Origin of the sequence: Sorangium sp. So ce321, from assembly GCF_051530195.1 — a bacterium.
Lineage (GTDB): Bacteria > Myxococcota_A > Polyangia > Polyangiales > Polyangiaceae > Sorangium.
The window spans coordinates 8,850,946-8,865,921 of record NZ_CP150329.1; the positions used below are offsets into that span (position 1 = coordinate 8,850,946).

10 protein-coding genes are annotated in these 14,976 nt (G+C 71.1%); 3 read left to right on the plus strand and 7 right to left on the minus strand.

What is annotated here, in order from left to right; all coding sequences use genetic code 11:
* Positions 1-260: 260 nt before the first annotated feature.
* The 5 genes from WME89_RS32635 to WME89_RS32655 form a co-directional block, all read right to left on the minus strand.
* Positions 261-1,070, minus strand: a complete 810-nt coding sequence (locus WME89_RS32635; protein ID WP_438003572.1) for a class I SAM-dependent methyltransferase — start codon at positions 1,068-1,070, stop codon at positions 261-263.
* A 174-nt stretch (positions 1,071-1,244) separates the two neighbouring features.
* The gene (locus WME89_RS32640; RefSeq protein ID WP_437618481.1) at positions 1,245-2,297 is read right to left on the minus strand and encodes a 3-oxoacyl-ACP synthase III family protein; all 1,053 of its coding nucleotides are present in this window, start codon (positions 2,295-2,297) and stop codon (positions 1,245-1,247) included.
* A 247-nt stretch (positions 2,298-2,544) separates the two neighbouring features.
* Entirely contained in the window at positions 2,545-3,171 is a 627-nt protein-coding gene (gene nth, locus WME89_RS32645) for an endonuclease III (RefSeq protein WP_438003573.1), read from the minus strand.
* Positions 3,172-3,177: 6 nt separating this feature from the next.
* Positions 3,178-3,933, minus strand: a complete 756-nt coding sequence (locus WME89_RS32650) for a c-type cytochrome (protein ID WP_438003574.1) — start codon at positions 3,931-3,933, stop codon at positions 3,178-3,180.
* Positions 3,930-5,165 (minus strand): YncE family protein, encoded by a 1,236-nt coding sequence (locus WME89_RS32655; protein ID WP_438003575.1) that lies wholly within the window; start codon positions 5,163-5,165, stop codon positions 3,930-3,932. Before WME89_RS32655 ends, WME89_RS32650 begins: the two co-directional genes overlap by 4 nt.
* 266 nt (positions 5,166-5,431) lie before the next feature.
* Here WME89_RS32655 and WME89_RS32660 point away from each other — a divergent pair, with 266 nt between their 5' ends.
* The gene (locus tag WME89_RS32660; RefSeq protein ID WP_438003576.1) at positions 5,432-7,057 is read left to right on the plus strand and encodes a metallophosphoesterase; all 1,626 of its coding nucleotides are present in this window, start codon (positions 5,432-5,434) and stop codon (positions 7,055-7,057) included.
* Positions 7,058-7,122: 65 nt separating this feature from the next.
* Here WME89_RS32660 and WME89_RS32665 read toward each other — a convergent pair whose 3' ends face one another.
* Positions 7,123-7,863 (minus strand): 4'-phosphopantetheinyl transferase family protein, encoded by a 741-nt coding sequence (locus tag WME89_RS32665; RefSeq protein ID WP_438003577.1) that lies wholly within the window; start codon positions 7,861-7,863, stop codon positions 7,123-7,125.
* Positions 7,864-8,703, minus strand: a complete 840-nt coding sequence (locus WME89_RS32670) for a metallophosphoesterase family protein (protein WP_438003578.1) — start codon at positions 8,701-8,703, stop codon at positions 7,864-7,866. It abuts the gene before it with no gap.
* 230 nt (positions 8,704-8,933) lie between these two features.
* On the opposite strand from WME89_RS32670, the gene gltB reads away from it, so the two are divergent.
* On the plus strand, positions 8,934-13,538 hold the full coding sequence (gene gltB, locus WME89_RS32675) for a glutamate synthase large subunit (RefSeq protein ID WP_438003579.1): 4,605 nt from the start codon (positions 8,934-8,936) through the stop codon (positions 13,536-13,538).
* Positions 13,531-14,970, plus strand: a complete 1,440-nt coding sequence (locus WME89_RS32680) for a glutamate synthase subunit beta (RefSeq protein WP_438003580.1) — start codon at positions 13,531-13,533, stop codon at positions 14,968-14,970. The genes gltB and WME89_RS32680 overlap by 8 nt, the downstream gene beginning before the upstream one ends.
* Positions 14,971-14,976: the final 6 nt, after the last annotated feature.

Sequence of the window (14,976 nt, forward strand, 5' to 3'; positions counted from 1 at the left end):
CGGCTCGCGCTCCTCCCGCGCTCCTCCGCGCAGCCGCTGCCGCATTGCTCTTTGTTGGATCTGCTTGCCGGCTCGGGCGCTGGTCGCCGTGCAGGCCGGCGCGCCAGGTCGGCCAGGTCGATCGCGCTGCGGACGCGGAGTTCGGCGCGGGCGGTTTCAGAAAGGTAACAAGGACGACGCAACGTGCAATCCGCCGCGGCCCGGTCGGCAGAAAATCCGACACTGTCTACGTCAGCGCGCTGCGGCGCGCCGGGCGGCGCTCACGGCCGGGCCGCGATGACGCCGGCGAGCTCGAAATCGAGCGGGATCCCCTCGGGTTCCCGGTACACCTCGAGCCGGGCGGCGAACTCGTCGCAGAGCGGCTGGAGCACCTCCGGAGGGAACTCCCGCAGCGCGGCGTGGGTCACGAACCCGCTCTCCTGAAGCCACCCGGCCACCTGCGCTCCGGAGCCGAACCAGAGGCGGAACCGGTGGGTCCAGGTCTCCATACTGTAGAGCCCGCCGCGCTGGAGCAGCTCGCCGACCTGCCCGGCGCTGTCCGGGACTGGCAGCTTCACCCTGCCGAGATCGAGCTCGTCCGCCATCTGGCAGTAGATCGCATACGCCTGCGGCGTGCTGCTCGAGAGGTTCGTGAGGACCCCGGCGCGACCACCGGGCCGGAGGATGCGCCCGAGGCGCGGCAGCGCTGACCGCCAGTCCAGGTAGGCCAGGCAGAAGCGCAGGGTGACGATGTCGAAGCTGGAGGCCTCGGCGCTGCCGAGGAAGGGCTCGGCCTCCGCGCACCGCGTCGACAGCTTCAGCCCGGCGGCCGCGGCCCGGGCCCTGGCGGCCCGGAGCATCTCCTCGGAGCAGTCGACCCCGATGACCTCGCCGGGCGCGACCTGCCTCAGCATCTCCACGGTCTCGCTCCCCGTGCCGCACCCGAGGTCGACGCACCGCGCGCCCTGGACGAGCCCGAGCCCTGCCGTGAGCCGATCCTGAGGCAGCCTCATGTGGCGCCCCCACCGATCGTCGTACCGCTCGGCGATGCGGTCGTAGACCGACCGCACCAGCTGACTCGCGTGCTGCACCCCCGTGCTCCTTCCCTGCCCGGACCACCTGGGCGGGCGCGAACGAGATCGGCGCACCCCTCGGCCAGCCCGGAGGCAGCCCGGAGGCGAAGCGAGAACGGTGCCAGGCCCAGCAAGGCGGCCGGGCTGGCAGTGGGGTTCGTGTACAGACAGCGGCTCAGCCGCTACGGCGGCTCAGAGCTTCCAGAGCGCGCAGCCCCAGTGGACGCCGGTCCCGAGCGCGAGCACCATCGCGAGCTGCCCCTTCTTCACCCTGCCGGCGCGCAGCTCCTCGTCGAGGAGGATGGGCACGGTGGCGCCGCTCGTGTTGCCGAATCGGTCGATGTTGCTCGGGAGCTTCTCGACGGGGACGCCGAGATCCTTGCGGATGTGCTCGTTGATCCGGCCGTTCGCCTGGTGAGCCAGGAACACGTCGATCTGCTCGATCGTGACCCCCTGAGAGGCACAGAGCTCCCGCGCAGTCGCCGGGAGCTTGGTCACGGCGAACTTGAAGAGCTCGCGGCCATCCATGCGGGGGATGTGCGCTTCGTCCTCGAACGACCCCTGCTTCCAGTACGGGCGCGAGCGGAAGCCGCCGCCCGGGACGTAAAGAAGCTCAGCAAAGCGCCCGTCAGAACAGATCTTGTTGCCGCGCAGGCCCGCGTCCCTGTCGGTCGCGCGGATGACGAGCGCGCCCGACCCATCGCCGAACAGGACGGCGAGGTTCCGGTGCCGGTCGGCGCGCGCGCGTGCCTCCGGCGTCGCCGATCTGCCGTTCTTCGGGTCGAGCGCTCCCCAGTCCTCCCAGGGCATGAAGCCGGCGTGCGCCTCGGCGCCCACGAACAGGACGGTCTTCGCGGCCCCGGTCTGGATGAGCCCGTCGATCGTCTGGAGGCCGAAGAGCATGGCGGCGCACTGCTGCCGGATGTCGAGCGCGGGGACGCCGGGAATGCCCAGCTTCGCGCCGAGCAGCGCCCCGGAGCCGGGGAAGATGTAGTCCGGCGTCATCGTGGCAAAGAGGATGTAATCGATCTCCGAGGGGGAGATACGCGCGGACTCGATGGCGCGCTTCGCCGCCTCACAGGCGAGGTCGCTCACCCCGACGCCGTCCGGCGCATAATGCCGCTGGCGGATCCCGGATCGCTGGTAGATCCACTCGTCGGAGGTCGTGATTACCCGCGCGAGGTCGTCGTTGGTGACCGGTTCGCCGGGCACGTAGTGCCCCGTCCCGATGATCTCAAATCCCATCTTTGCCACCCGGGTGCCTTACTCGAACCGCACGCCCGCGGCGACCCGGAACCGCACCGGCCGACGCCCGAAATGGGCCACGGCGCCGCGGCGGCGAGGACGGGCGCGCCCCCTCGCCGCCGCGGCGCCGGAGCGGCGCGCCCTCCTTGACGTCCGCCGGCGTCGCGGATAGCCTGGCGCCCTCCGCGTCGGCGGTGGGGAAGCCGCGACCGAGGCCGGCGGCGCGCACGCTGCCCGAGCGCCGCGATCAGCGCCGGCGCGCGGCCCAGCTGCAGATGAGACAGCCCGCCATGTCGTGGCGCAGCGCCGGGCAGTGCTCGCGGCCGAAGTAGATGAGCTGCAGGTGGAGCTTGTTCCACTGCTCGGGGGGGAACGCGCGCTTGAGGTCGCGCTCCGTCTCGACGACGTTCTTTCCGGACGAGAGCCCCCAGCGGGACGCGAGCCGGTGAATGTGGGTGTCGACAGGGAACGCGGGGTGGCCGAAGGCCTGCGCCATCACCACCGAGGCCGTCTTGTGGCCGACCCCCGGCAGCGCCTCCAGGGCCTCGAACGAGGCCGGGACGACACCGCCGTGCTCGCGCGCGATCCGCTCGCTCAGCGCCTTCAGGTTCTTCGCCTTGGTGGGCGCGAGCCCGACCGTCCGGATGAGCCGGGCGATCTCCTCGACGGGCACCTCCGCCATCTCCGCGGAGGTCCGGGCGCGCGCGAGGAGCGCCGGCGTCACCGCGTTGACCATCTTGTCCGTCGTCTGGGCGCTGAGCATCACCGCGACGAGCAGCGAATACGGATCCTCGTGGGCCAGCGGAATGGCCGGCTGCGGGTACAATCGATCGAGGACCTCGCCGATCCTCGCGGCTTTCTCGGCGCGCTTCACGGAATATCAGGGCAGCTCGTAGAACGAGAGGAGATCGCCGAACTCCTCGTCGGAGAGGGCCTCGAGAGAGAAAGGCGGCATCTGCCCGCCGTACCCGACGAACCCGCCGTGCCGGACCTTCTCGACGAAGACCAGCAGCCGATCGGCCTCCGTGTACTCGCCGAGCGGGTGCTCGTCGAGCGTCTGGTCGGGCAGCGCCGGAGCGCGCGCGACGAGCCTCCCCTCGCCCGAGTGAGCGCGGCCGTGACACGAGGCACAGGCGCGCTCATGGATGAGCTCGCCGTTCTTCGCGTCGCCGGGCGGCGGCTGGCCCAGCGCGAAGACCGGCGTGAACGGGACGGCCTCGGCCGCCGCGCCGTCGCCGGGGAGCGACTCCAGGTAGGCGTACATGGCCCGGGCGGCCTCGTCGTCGGCGGTCCAGGGCAGGTCCTTCGTCATGAAGTAATAGAGGCAATGGTTGATCGCGGCGAGGAGATCGACCTCCTGCCCACCCCAGTAATGTGGGCGATTCACCGCGCCGGCGAGCGGGGCGCCGGGGAGCATGGAGTCTCCCGCCTCGCCGGGGACCGCCTCATGGCAGGTAGCGCAAGAATAATGATTGAAGCTCGTCTCCGCGATGGATGGGTCGCGGAAGAGCGCCGCGCCGTGCTCCACGGCGGTCGCGTCGACGATCTTCGTCTCGGGATCGCCTGAGCATCCGCAGACGCCGCCCGCGAGCGCCGCGCAGGCGAGCGCGGCCGCGAGGCCTCCGGGCGCCCTCACGGCGCCTCCGCCGCGACGCGCGCGAAAGCGTCGGGATAGAGGCCCACCTCGGTGTCGCTGAGCGTCTCCAGCGTCTCGGGATCGAGCCGGAGCACCCTGCCGGGGGTCTCGGTCTGATCGCCCTCGCAGACGACGAAGAGCCCGTCGCCCCCCTCGAAGCTCGCGATGTGGGGCCTGAAGCATTCCCCGGAGAGCTCGCGATGAGCGAGCGTGTTGTTGCCATTGGCCACGTCGATGAGGAAGATCGCGTCGGGCACCTGGGTCGGCACGTAAATGCGGCTCGAGTCGGGGGTCCACGCGACGAAGTAGGGCGCGCCGAACAGCGGCAAGTTCGTGTCGGGGTCCTTGAACGTCTCCGATTCGACATCGTAGAAGCGCACATCCCTGCTGTGGATGTTGCTCACGGCGATGGTCTTCTGATCCGGGGACATGACGGCGGCGTAGGGCCCGTAGGACGGGTTGGGCCGCGACGGGCTCGGCCCCACGGGGACGCGCTTCACCTCGGCTCCCGGGTCCGTCAGGTCGACGACCGCGAGGACGTCCTCGCCATAGCAGGCGACGTAGGCGCGGGCGCCGTCCGGGCGCGAGAGGGCGATCCCGTGGGCGGCGATGCAGACAGGGATGAACACCGGCTCGGCCGAGCCCGAGGGCAAGACCTGCTCGGGCTCGATCACCGCGAGCGTCGAGCGCGCCGCCTCGATGTCGCCAGGGTTGTCGATCACGCGCTTCAGATCGTAATGGGAGACGACGAGGCGGCTGCCATCCTCGGAGATCACGAGATCGCCGGGGTTGGGCTCGACGCGGACCTGCCCGAGGACGCGCATGTCGTCGAGCGCGAGCTTCTGGACATAGCCGGCCATGGTGCTCGATCCGTGGCTCGCGTGGGGGCCGATCGTGCCGGCGAGGACAGGGTACGACAGCGCGACGTAGAGCGCGCCCCGCGAGGGATCCACCGCCACATGATGAGGCCCGTCGATCGTCACGGGATCGCGGCCCACCGGGCGAACGCCGAACCGCTCCCCCGTCGCGAGCGAGATGAGGGAGACCGTGTCGGAGCGGCTATCGCTCACCACCCCCATTCCCCCTTCCGGGATCACAATCTCGGGGAGCCGACTCGGATAGGCCTCCCCCTCGTACGCGCCGTAACGGGTTTCGATGATGGGATCTGGCTCGCTGCAGCCCGCCAGCGCCGCCGCCGCGAGCGCGCAGCCCAGGAATCGCAAAAGGACCATGGATGACCTCGAGAGGGAGCCCGGACGCGCCGCATCCTAGCAGCAGCTGGCGCGGAGGCCGCGACCCCGCCCTACCACGGTTCAGGCCGCCCGTGCGCCCCGGCGTGACGCCCCGCGGCGTTCCCTGCCAGGACGCCATGTTGCCCGCACCACGGTTGTTCCATACAGTCTTGTTTCATCGATCGACGCCGGCGCGCGACAACGACTCTACCGCGGGAGTGAACATTTCTTGATCAGGCGCTGGAGCGTGGTCATGTAAGGAAGCGATGAGCCAGACACGAGCAACGGGCACCGGAACGGCAGAGCAAGGCAGGTCGCTGGCCCCGCGCATGACCCGAGATCGCCCCGCGGCGTTCGTCTCCGCCGCGCTCGCTGCGCTCGCGATCGCCGCCTGCGCGCCGGAGGAGTCCCTCGCGCCCGCGCCCCTCCCCGCGCCGAAGCCGCTGCCGGCGCTCCGCGGCGCGCCGCCGCTGACGACCGATCTCACCTTGATCCCGCGCTCCGCGGTGCTCGATCCGCCGGACCGGAACCCGGCGGTGCCGGACGAGATGGAGAAGATGCTCGCCCAGGGCTACGGAGAGGTCGACCTCGGGCCGGGCCTGCCGCTCGCGCCGGCGACGCTCGACGGCACCCCGCCGCCGCCGCCCGGCCCGGGGTCGAAGCTCCTCACGCGCTTCGTCCACCTCGCCGACACCCAGCTCGCCGACGACGAGGCGCCCGCCCGGCTCGCCATCTTCGACTCGCCCGGCCCCTTCGCCTCGGCGTTCCGCCCGCAGGAGGGGCACGAGTGCCGGATCCTCAACGCCGCCGTGCGCACGATCAACGCGCTCCACCGGAGCACGCCCCTCGACTTCGTCCTGCTCGGCGGCGACAACGCCGACAGCGCACAGACGAACGAGATCTCGTGGTTCACGGCGATCCTCGACGGCGCCGAGCGCGTCGAGTGCGACTCGGGCGACGACGACGACCCCGTGCAGGGCCCGGACAACGACCCCAAGGACCCGTTCTTCGCCGAGGGGCTGCTCGTGCCGTGGCGCTGGGTGACCGGCAACCACGACGTCCTGCACCAGGGGAACTTCCCGGTCGACAGCCGCGCCGAGCTCGCGGTGGGGAACATCTCGGAGGGCGGGACGCGCGACTGGTCGCTCCCGGGCGCTCCAGTGATCACGGGCGAGGTCGTCCCGGACCCGAGGAGAGCGCTCCTGACCCGCCCCGCCCTGCTCGAGCAGCTCGCGGCTTCAGGCGACGGGCACGGGATCGGGCCGGATACGCGCGCGTACGGGAAGGCGTTCTACGAGTTCGACGTGAAGGACACCCCCGTCCGCGTCATCGTGCTCGACACGGCCGCCGAGACCGGCGGCGCGAACGGCGTGATCGCCCAGGACGACGTCGACCGGTTCATCCGTCCGGCGCTCGACCGCGCGCAGCGCGAGCGCAGGTGGGTCGTGCTCGCGTCCCACCACGCGTCGCGCCTGCTCGGCGACGGCTCGTTCGCCGGCACGGGGGCGCCCAAGGTGCCCGGCGCGCTCAGCCCCGAGGCGTGGCAGGCGCTCGTGGGCGGCTACGACAACGTGCTCCTCCACCTCGCAGGGCACACGCACGTGCACCGGCTGAACCAGGTGGCGCCGGTCGGCGGGCACGCCTACTGGGAGCTCGAGACCTCCGCGCTCGCCGACTACCCCCATCAGGTGCGCGTGATCGAGATCTGGGACGACGACAACGGCTTCGTCACCATCCGGGGCGTCGCCCTCGACTACGCCGTCGACGACGACCCGGTGGCCGCCGAGGGACGACGCCGGGCCGTCGTGGACTTCACCTCCGGCTTCGGCGACGACGGCAGCGGCGCGCCCGAGTGGCGCAACGTCGAGCTCTCGCTCGAGCGGCCAGACTGATCCCGCGCGCGGCCGCCGCGCCGAGGCGAGCGGGAGCGCCCACCGCGGGCATCGCGCGCGGCCGCTCACCCCCGGTCGAGCAGCGGCACCGTCCCCCGGAGCTCGATCGACAGCGGAGGGTCGGCCCCCTTGCGGACGGCGGCGGCCATCATGTGCCGCTCCGACGGCCGGTAGAGCGCGAACTGCCACGCCGCGCGGTCGTCGTCGAGCCGCGGGTCGAACGAGATCCCGATCTCCGGTCCGCCGTCCAGGTCGAACGAGAAGTGGTCGAGCGGGATCGCGAGCCCCATCCCGCGCGCCTTGATGTACGACTCCTTGAGCGTCCAGTACTCGAAGAAGCGCGCGCGCTGCCGCTCCGACGGCTGCGCGCGCAGCGCGCGCACCTCGGCGGGCGAGAAGAACCGGTCGGCGATGTCCATGGCGCTGCTCGAGCGCTCGGTGTCCTCGACGTCGACGCCCACGTCGCGGTCCAGCGCGACGAGGCAGGCGATCAGCCCCTGCGTGTTGGACAGGTTGAACCGGAGCGGCGGCACGCCCGCCGGCCCAGCGATCGACGGGCGGCCAAATTCGTTCCGGACGAACGTCCACGCCTCGGGCGCGACCGGCGCGTACTTCGAGAGGACCGTGCGCACGAGCGCCCGCGTGAGCAGGTACTCGTGCCGGTTGTTGGCGAACAGGAAGCGCGCCTGCTGCGTCGCCTCGTCCGGCGCCATCAGCCGGTGGTACGCCGCGAGCAGGGCCTCGTCGCGTACCGAGTCGGAGAAGACGTACCAGAGGTGCGCGACACCAGGAGCGAGCTCGAGCATCTACGTCCTCAGCGGAGCCGCGGCCGCGGGCCCCGGCAAGATCTCCCGCAGGCAGCTGTCGGCGGTGCGATCGGCGGGGCGCTGGCGCGGGTAGCCGAACGATACCTCCTCGAAACGAACACCATCGATCCAGTCGGTGCGGGGGATGTGGAGGTGCCCGGACACGACCACCTGCGCGCGGAACCGCGTGTGCCAATCGTGCGTGCGCCGCGTCCCGCACCAGATCGAGAAGCGCGGGATGTGCCGCAGGCGCACGAGCTCCTCCCGCAGCGGGAAGTGGTTGATGAGCACCGTCGAGTGCCCCTCGATCGCGGCGAGTCTCGCCTCCGTCGCCGCGAGGCGAGCCCGGCACCACGCCGGCCGGCTCGCGTACGGGGCCGGGTCGAGCAGCTCCTCGTCGCTGCAGAGGACGCCGCTCTCGACCGCCCACGCCACCGCGTCGCGCTCGGCGACGTCCGCCGGCCGGAAGCTGTAGTCATAGAGCAGGAACATCGGCGCCAGCACGTGCGGCCCGCCCTCGCCGTCCCAAAGCACGTAGGGGTCCTCCGGCGTAATCACGCCGCGGCCCCGGCACAGCTCGACCAGCCGATCGTACCGCCCCTGCCCGCGCGGCCCGCCGCGCTCACTCGGCATCGTGTAGAGCTCGTGGTTGCCCGGCGTCCACACGAGCTGCTTGAACCGCGGGCCCAGCGTATCGAGCACGTAGAGCAGGTGCTGCTCCGTCTCGCCGAGGTCCCCAGCGAGGATGAGCCAGTCGTTCGGCCGCGGCGTGATGCGCTCGATGGCCCACCGGTTCTCCGCATAGCCGACGTGGAGATCACTGAGTGCGAAGAGCTTCATCGTAATGCCGCGTGACCTGCGGCCGAGCCGGCAGGCCGGCCAGCCCCACCCACACCACGGGCGGCGACGGGTGTCCACTGCCGAGCGCCGCCCCCCCTCCCCCGCTCGGCCCCCGGAGAGGGGGACCGGCCCCCCCGATTTGGGCCCGATTCCGCCGGACCTGGCGCGCCGCATTAACTAGGGCTCCAATCCTTGTGCCACATGTGCTACGCGCGTGTGAAGTCAGCACCATGCCTCTGCCCCAACGACAAGGTCTTTACGATCCGGCTTTCGAACACGACGCCTGCGGTCTCGGATTCGTCGCCACGCTCCGCCGTGAAGCGACGCACGAGGTCGTTCGCCAAGCGCTCGAGATCCTCGAAAATCTAACCCATCGCGGCGCCGCTGGCTGCGACCCCTGCACCGGCGACGGCGCGGGCGTCCTCCTCCAGATCCCGCACGAGCTGTACGCCGCGTCCCTCACGGCCCTGGGCATCGCGCTGCCTGCTCCCGGCGACTACGCGGTTGCGACGGTGTTCTTCTCGCAGAACCCGGCGCGCCGCCGCCAGTGCGAGGCGATCCTCGAGGCGGCGGTCGTGCACCACGGCCAGCGCGTCCTCGGCTGGCGCGACGTCCCCATCGACGACGCGGCGCTCGGTCCGGTCGCGCGCGACTCGCGCCCCGCGATCCGCCAGCTGTTCATCGGCAGGGTCGCGCCTCGCCAGTCCTTCGAGCAGGTCCTCTATGCGATCCGCAAGCGCGCCGGCCGCACGGCCCACGCAGACGACTTCTACATCGCGTCCTGTTCGTCGCGGACGGTCGTCTACAAGGGCCTGATGCTCGCGGAGCAGGTCTCGGCGTTCTACCCCGACCTGTCCGACAAGCGCGCCGTGTCGCGGCTCGCGATGGTCCACTCGCGCTTCTCCACGAACACCTTCCCCACGTGGGAGCGCGCGCACCCGTACCGGGTCATCGCGCACAACGGCGAGATCAACACCCTCCGCGGCAACACCGCGTGGATGAGCGCGCGCGAGGCGCTGCTCAAGAGCGATGTCTTCGCGACCGCGATCGAGGACTTCAACCCGATCATCCGCCCCGGCGGGTCCGACTCGGCCGCGCTCGACAACGTCGTCGACTTCCTGCTCGCGAGCGGCCGGTCGCTGCCGCACGTGATGATGATGCTCGTGCCCGAGGCCTGGGCGCTCGACCCGGACATGTCGGCCGAGAAGAAGGCCTTCTACGAGTACCACGGCTGCCTGATCGAGCCCTGGGACGGCCCCGCGGCGCTGTGCTTCACCGACGGCCGCCTCATCGGCGCGACCCTCGACCGCAACGGCCTGCGCCCCGCGAAGTACGTCGTGACGAGCGACGGGCTCGTCGTGCTCGCCAGCGAGTTCGGCGTGCTCGACATCGAGCCGGCGCGCGTCATCCAGAAGGGGCGCCTCCAGCCGGGCAAGATGTTCCTCGTCGACACGAGCGAGGGCCGCGTCGTCAGCGACGACGAGATCAAGCGCCGCGTCGCGACGCAGAAGCCCTACGCCGCCTGGGTCGCCGAGAACAAGATCGACCTGCGCGCCCTCGAGGACGTGCCGAGCCTCTACACCGTCCCGCACGCGGATCTCCGGACCCTGCAGCAGGCCTTCGGCTACACCGATGAGGACCTGCGGATGATCCTCGCGTCGATGGCGACCCTCGGCGAGGAGCCGGTGGGCTCGATGGGCATCGACATCCCGCTCGCCGTCCTCTCCGAGAAGCCCCAGCTGCTCTTCCGCTACTTCAAGCAGCTGTTCGCCCAGGTCACGAACCCGCCGGTCGACCCGCTCCGCGAGGAGATCGTGATGTCGCTCGTGAGCTGCGTCGGCGGCGAGGGCAACCTCCTCGAGGAGACGCCCCGCCAGTGCCGGATGCTCGAGCTGCCTCACCCGATCCTCACGCAGGACGATCTGTCCAAGCTGCGCAAGAACGTCTTCCCTGATTTCCGCGCGGCCACGCTGCCGATGTACTTCCCGGTCGACGGTGATCCGGAGGACAATCTCCGCACCGCGCTCGCGCAGCTCTGCAAGGACGCGAGCCGCGCGATCGCCGACGGCGCGAGCATCCTCATCCTCAGCGACCGCGGCATCGACGAGACGCTCGCCCCGATCCCGAGCCTGCTCGCGATGGGCGCCGTGCACCACCACCTCATCAACGAGGGGACGCGCACGCGCGCCGGCATCATCGTCGAGACCGGCGAGGCGCGTGAGGTCGGCCACATGGCGCTGCTCATCGGCTACGGCGCGGGCGCGGTGAACCCGTACATGGCGTTCGAGTCGATCGCGGCGATGTGCCGCGACAAGACCCTCGGCGACCTCTCGCCGTCCGCGGCGAGCTCGCGGTACGTGAAGGCGCTCAAGAAGGGCATCCTGAAGATCATGTCGAAGATGGGGATCAGCGCGCTCTCCAGCTACCAGGGCGCGCAGATCTTCGAGGCGATCGGCATCGATCAGATCGTCGTCGACGCGTACTTCACCGGCACGGCGTCGCGCATCCGCGGCGTCGGGCTGCGCGAGATCGCGGAGGAGGCGCTCGCGCGCCACCAGATGGCGTACGGCGAGCGGGCGCGGGCGCACCTCGACGTCGGCGGCCACCACCACTTCCGCGTGTTCGGCGAGCGGCACCTCTGGACGCCGCAGTCGATCTCGACGCTCCAGCGGGCGGTCCGCCTCGACGACGCGAAGAGCTACGCCGAGTACGCCGCGATCATCAACGAGCAGCAGGAGCACCCGATGTCGCTCCGCGGGCTGTGGGACTTCAAGCCCGCGGGCCCGCCGGTGCCGCTCGAGGAGGTCGAGCCCGCCGCCTCGCTGGTCAAGCGCTTCGCCACCGGCGCCATGTCCTTCGGGAGCATCTCGAAGGAGGCGCACGAGACCCTCGCCGTCGCGATGAACCGCATCGGCGCGCGGTCGAACACCGGCGAGGGCGGCGAGGACTCGGCGCGCTTCATCCGGCTGCCGAACGGCGACTCCAAGCGGAGCGCGGTGAAGCAGGTCGCCTCCGGCCGGTTCGGCGTCACCGCCGAGTACCTCGTCAACGCCGACGAGCTGCAGATCAAGATGGCGCAGGGGGCCAAGCCCGGCGAGGGCGGCCAGCTCCCGGGCCACAAGGTCGACGCGGTGATCGCGAAGGTGCGCCACTCGACCCCGGGCGTGACCCTGATCTCGCCGCCGCCGCACCACGACATCTACTCGATCGAGGACCTCGCGCAGCTCATCTTCGACCTGAAGAACATCAACTCGAAGGCGCGCATCAGCGTGAAGCTCGTCGCCGAGGCGGGCGTCGGCACCATCGCCGCGGGCGTCGTGAAGGCGCACGCCGACGTGGTGCTGATCAGCGGGGACTCGGGCGGCACCGGCGCCTCCCCGCTCACGTCGATCCACCACGCGGGCGTGCCGTGGGAGCTCGGGCTCGCCGAGGCGCACCAGGTGCTCGTGATGAACGGGCTCCGCGGCCGCGCCATCGTCCAGACCGACGGCAAGCTGATGACGGGCCGCGACGTCGCGTTCGCCGCCCTGCTCGGCGCCGAGGAGTTCGGCTTCTCCACGGCGCCGCTCGTGGCGGCAGGCTGCATCATGATGCGCAAGTGCCACCTCAACACCTGCCCGGTCGGCATCGCCACCCAGGACCCGGAGCTCCGCAAGAAGTTCACGGGTACGCCGGAGCACGTCATCAACTTCTTCTTCTACGTGGCGGAGGAGCTCCGGCAGATCATGGCGAGCCTGGGCTTCCGTACGCTGACCGAGATGGTCGGGCGCTCCGACTGCATCGTGCAGCGGCGCACCGGCCTCCACGCGAAGGCGAGGAAGATCGACTGCTCCGAGGTGCTCTACCGCCCGAAGGAGGCCCTCACGAGCCCGACCCACTGCGTCGAGCTGCAGGACCACAAGCTCGACCGGGTGCTCGACCTCAAGCTGATCGAGCAGGCGCGCGCCACGATCGACGGCGGCCCGCCCGTCGTCATCGAGACCCGCGTGAGGAACTCGGACCGGACGCTCGGCGCGATGCTGAGCGGCGAGATCGCGCGCCGCCACGGCAGCGTCGGGCTCCCCGAGGACAGCATCGTGGTGAAGTGCGCCGGCAGCGCCGGCCAGAGCTTCGGCGCCTTCGCCTCGCGGGGCATGACGATCGAGCTCGAGGGCGACGCGAACGACTACGTCGGCAAGGGCCTCTCGGGCGGCGTCGTGGCGGTGCGCCCGCCGCGCGAGGCGCCGTTCAAGCCGGACGACCAGGTCATCGTCGGCAACGTCGTGCTCTACGGCGCGACGGGCGGCCGCGCGTTCTTCAACGGCCGCGCGGGCGAGCGCTTCGCGGTCAGGAACAGCGGGGCCACCACCGTCGTCGAGGGCGTGGGCGACCACGGCTGCGAGTACATGACGGGCGGCACCGTGATCATCCTCGGCACCACCGGCCGCAACTTCGGGGCCGGCATGAGCGGCGGTCTGGCCTACGTCTTCGACGAGGACGCCCTCTTCGAGGCGCGCTGCAACAAGGAGATGGTGGCGCTCGAGACGATGACCGCGGCCGACGCCGAGTCGGTGCGGGCGCTGCTCGAGGAGCACGTGCAGCGCACGGGCAGCCGGAAGGCGACCGAGCTGCTCGACTCCTGGCAGGCCGTCCTGCCGAAGTTCGTGAAGGTCGTCCCGAGCGAGTACCGGCGCGCCCTCGAGGCCGCGTCGGCGCCCGCGACCAACGGGGCGGACGCGACCGACGGGATCGTGTCCCTCCTTTCACCCTCCACCCCCTACGTTTCCACTGGACGTTACATCCCCGCCAACGCGGGTCCCGCGAGCACGGGAGAGAGGTCGGCCGCCCATGGGTAAGGTACGAGGCTTCCTCGAGATCCAGCGGGTCGACATCAAGAAGCGGCCCGTCTCCGAGCGTTTGAACGACTGGCAGGAGTTCGAGCTCCCGATCCCCGACACCGAGCTGCGCGACCAGGCAGCCCGGTGCATGGACTGCGGCATTCCGTTCTGTCACGACGGGTGCCCGCTCGGGAACCTGATCCCCGACTGGAACGATCACATGTTCCGCGAGCGCCTCCCCGAGGCGATCGCGGCGCTCGACGCGACGAACAACTTCCCCGAGTTCACCGGGCGGGTGTGCCCGGCGCCCTGCGAGGCGGCGTGCGTGCTGAACATCGAGGGCAAGCCGGTCACGATCAAGAACGTCGAGCGCGGCGTCGCCGATCGCGCGTTCGAGCGGAACCTCGTCGTGCCGGTCATCGCGAAGCAGCGGACGGGCAAGCGGGTCGCGGTGATCGGCTCGGGGCCCGCCGGCCTCGCGGCCGCGCAGCAGCTCGCGCGCAAGGGGCACGACGTCACGCTCTTCGAGCGCGACGACCGCATCGGCGGCCTGCTCCGGTACGGCATCCCCGACTTCAAGATGGAGAAGCACCTCATCGACCGGCGCATGGAGCAGATGCAGGCCGAGGGGGTGACCTTCCGCACCGGCGTGAACTGCGGCGTCGACATCACCGGCGACGCGCTGCGCGAGCAGTACGACGCCATCGTGCTCTGCGGCGGGGCGCGCCGGCCGCGCGACCTGCCGGTGCCGGGCCGGGAGCTCAAGGGCATCTACTTCGCCATGGATTTCCTGACCCAGCAGAACAAGCGGGTCGCCGGCGACGTGATCCCCGACGGCGAGGCGGTCTTCGCGACGGACAAGCGCGTGGTCGTCATCGGCGGCGGCGACACGGGCTCCGACTGCCTCGGCACGAGCCACCGCCACCGCGCGGCGCACGTCACGCAGCTGGAGCTCCTGCCCCGCCCGCCCGAGCAGCGCTCCCTGACGAACCCGTGGCCCGCGTGGCCGCTCGTCCTCCGCTCGTCGTCCTCGCACGAGGAGGGCGGCGAGCGGGACTGGTCGGTGTCGACGACCGCGTTCCTCGGCGACGAGCGCGGGAACGTCCGCGCCCTCCAGGCCACGCGGGTGAGCCTGGAAGGCGGGAGGTTCGTGCCCGTCCCCGGGAGCGAGTTCGAGATCCCGTGCGAGCTCGTCCTGCTCGCGATGGGCTTCGTCGGCTCCGAGCGCGAGGGGCTGATCGAGCAGCTCGGCGTGGCGATGGACCAGCGCGGCAACGTGAAGGCCCCGGGCGGGCGCACGAGCGTGGAGGGCGTCTTCGCCGCGGGCGACATGTCGCGCGGCCAGAGCCTCGTCGTCTGGGCCATCGCGGAGGGGCGCAAGGCCGCCGAGGCGGTCGATGCGTACCTGATGCAGCCGGCGAAGCGCCGGCTGGCGCTCGCGGCGAGCTAGAGCGCG

Coding starts and splice junctions, on each gene's coding strand:
- WME89_RS32680 (WP_438003580.1), top strand. CDS start 13,531: ATGGGTAAGGTACGAGGCTTCCTCGAGATCCAGCGGGTCGACATCAAG.
- WME89_RS32660 (WP_438003576.1), top strand. CDS start 5,432: ATGAGCCAGACACGAGCAACGGGCACCGGAACGGCAGAGCAAGGCAGG.
- gltB (WP_438003579.1), top strand. CDS start 8,934: ATGCCTCTGCCCCAACGACAAGGTCTTTACGATCCGGCTTTCGAACAC.
- WME89_RS32640 (WP_437618481.1), bottom strand. CDS start 2,297: ATGGGATTTGAGATCATCGGGACGGGGCACTACGTGCCCGGCGAACCG.
- WME89_RS32670 (WP_438003578.1), bottom strand. CDS start 8,703: ATGAAGCTCTTCGCACTCAGTGATCTCCACGTCGGCTATGCGGAGAAC.
- WME89_RS32655 (WP_438003575.1), bottom strand. CDS start 5,165: ATGGTCCTTTTGCGATTCCTGGGCTGCGCGCTCGCGGCGGCGGCGCTG.
- WME89_RS32665 (WP_438003577.1), bottom strand. CDS start 7,863: ATGCTCGAGCTCGCTCCTGGTGTCGCGCACCTCTGGTACGTCTTCTCC.